Annotated in this window: 3 protein-coding genes; 2 read left to right on the top strand and 1 reads right to left on the bottom strand. The window is 40.6% G+C overall.

The window, feature by feature from the left end; genetic code table 11:
- The first annotated feature begins 61 nt into the window (after window positions 1-61).
- Window positions 62-490, top strand: coding sequence for a VOC family protein (locus GRP75_RS25510; RefSeq protein WP_160790723.1), 429 nt, complete (start codon window positions 62-64; stop codon window positions 488-490).
- A gap of 101 nt (window positions 491-591) precedes the next feature.
- On the opposite strand, the gene GRP75_RS25505 is transcribed toward GRP75_RS25510, so the two are convergent.
- Entirely contained in the window at window positions 592-963 is a 372-nt protein-coding gene (locus GRP75_RS25505; protein ID WP_160790722.1) for a winged helix-turn-helix transcriptional regulator, read from the bottom strand.
- A gap of 233 nt (window positions 964-1,196) precedes the next feature.
- Here GRP75_RS25505 and GRP75_RS25500 point away from each other — a divergent pair, with 233 nt between their 5' ends.
- Entirely contained in the window at window positions 1,197-1,772 is a 576-nt protein-coding gene (locus tag GRP75_RS25500) for an NAD(P)H oxidoreductase (RefSeq protein ID WP_160790721.1), read from the top strand.
- The last annotated feature ends 243 nt before the right edge of the window (window positions 1,773-2,015 follow it).

Here is a 2,015-nt window from a genome sequence, read left to right as displayed (position 1 = left end):
TAAATAATGAAATAAGATCGTATAGTATGGAAAAATTATGATTCTTGAAGGAGTGAAACACATGTCTGTTGATGTTTATCTTAACTTTAATGGAAACTGTCGCGAAGCAGCGGAGTTTTACGCAGAGGCATTTGGGACTGAGAAACCACATATCATGACGTTCGGTGAAGCACCACCCAATCCCGATTATCCTCTACCAGAAGAAGCCAAAAATTTGGTCATGCACACGCGGCTTCAAATTGATGGTAGTAATGTCATGTTTTCAGACGTTTTTCCTGGGATGCCTTTCGTAGCCGGAAACAACATCAGCCTCGCCATCGTCAATAAGGACGAAGAGAAAATTCGATCGTACTTCCATAAGTTAAAAGAAGGGGGGACCGTAAACATGGAGCTTCAAGAAACATTCTGGAGCAAATGCTACGGTAGCCTTAAAGATAAGTTTGGAATTGAATGGCAATTAAGTTATGATAACGGAATGACCAACAGTTAGTCTTTAATATTGTTATACGACAATTAAGCCCTCGAAAGCTATTCTGATTGAATGCATTGTGAGGGCTTAATATTAGCTTGAAGTTACTCTATACAGCAGCCTTAGAATTCTTCCAAGACCTTGGATTTGTCTCCATGGATCTTATCCAGGTGATCCTCTCCCCAGTAGCATAAATGGTCTAGCGCGGGTTTTAATCCCCAGCCGTAGTCCGTTAACTCATACTCCACTTTAGGAGGGATTTCATTATAAACCTTTCGTGTAACGATCTCATCCTTTTCTAGGCCTCTGAGCTGAGTAGTCAGCATTTTTTGTGTAATGCCGGGTATTAACCGACGAAACTCAGACGTTCGTTTCCGTCCTGTCATCAGATGATAGATAATTAAAGGCTTCCATTTCCCTCCCATCACTTCTAAAGCCGCTTCCACTCCGACTTGATACTTCTTTTGAACCCTATTTTTTATCTGTTCAGTCATTTCTTAATCCTCCTTTAGAAGGCTTCGTTTGCTCAGAACAACCATCACTTCAATTCATTACTCAGATCAGTTTCTAGGGAATCTACCTAGGGCACTTCCATGTTCCTATGGCACCTGTATCATCCTATAGAACTTGAAAGTGCGTACTTCCAGATTATTTTCCTACTGTATATAATAGCATCAAGCATTGAGCATTCCCAGAAGTAAACTATTGAGAAAGGTAGTGAAGAAGCATGAAAGTATTAACCGTTGTTTCACACCCGAGAAAAGATTCCTTGACCTTTAAGGTTGCTGATCGTTTCGTACAGGGTCTTGCCGATGCAGGCCACGATTATGAGATATTGGATTTGCATGAGATTGGTTTTGATCCTATTTTAAAAGGAGTAGATGAACCGGATTTGACAGTTGCGGAACAGTCCTTTTCCCCTGAAGTAGAAATGGAAATGAGGCGGATGAAGGAGCATGATGCATTGGCATTTATTTTTCCTCTTTGGTGGTGGAATTTGCCAGCTATGCTGAAGGGTTATATTGACCGTGTATGGAACAATGGGTTTGCGTACGGTTCGAATTACCTGCATCATCAGCATGTCTTGTGGATTGGCTTGGCCGGAGTTTCGAAGGAACAGATGAAAAAGCGTAAGTATGATGAAATGATTACTCATTTGCTGAATGTGGGAATTGCAGATTATTGCGGGGTTTCCAATTCCAAGGTTGAATTCTTATATGAGACCCTGAGTTCAAATTCCGGTCATTTTGAAATGCTGCTGGACCATGCTTATCACTTGGGTTTGAATTATGCCAAGGATTAGGCTTTAAGTAGGCTGAGTTTGAACAATCGTGACAACTTATTGGCCCAACGTATCAAAACTCCTACAATGATAATGTGTTTCCTACAATAATTGTTCAGCTTTATAGCAAATCAATTTTTTACAATCCCCACCCTTCAACACGAAGGCCGGAAATCCTAACAGAATGTGAGAAAGAATTGTTTTTCCACAAGGAGACCTAAGTAGTAACAAAAAAAGATACTAACCCAGCCATATTTTGCATGG

Origin of the sequence: Paenibacillus sp. OT2-17 (assembly GCF_009827695.1) — a bacterium.
Classification (GTDB): Bacteria; Bacillota; Bacilli; order Paenibacillales; family Paenibacillaceae; genus Paenibacillus; species Paenibacillus polymyxa_B.
Note: the sequence above shows the minus strand (reverse complement) of the source record. Positions and strands in the feature narration are given on the sequence as shown.

Bases quoted from the DNA above. Each gene is read 5' to 3' on its own strand.
- GRP75_RS25510 (WP_160790723.1), top strand. From the start codon at position 62: ATGTCTGTTGATGTTTATCTTAACTTTAATGGAAACTGTCGCGAAGCA.
- GRP75_RS25505 (WP_160790722.1), bottom strand. From the start codon at position 963: ATGACTGAACAGATAAAAAATAGGGTTCAAAAGAAGTATCAAGTCGGA.
- GRP75_RS25500 (WP_160790721.1), top strand. From the start codon at position 1,197: ATGAAAGTATTAACCGTTGTTTCACACCCGAGAAAAGATTCCTTGACC.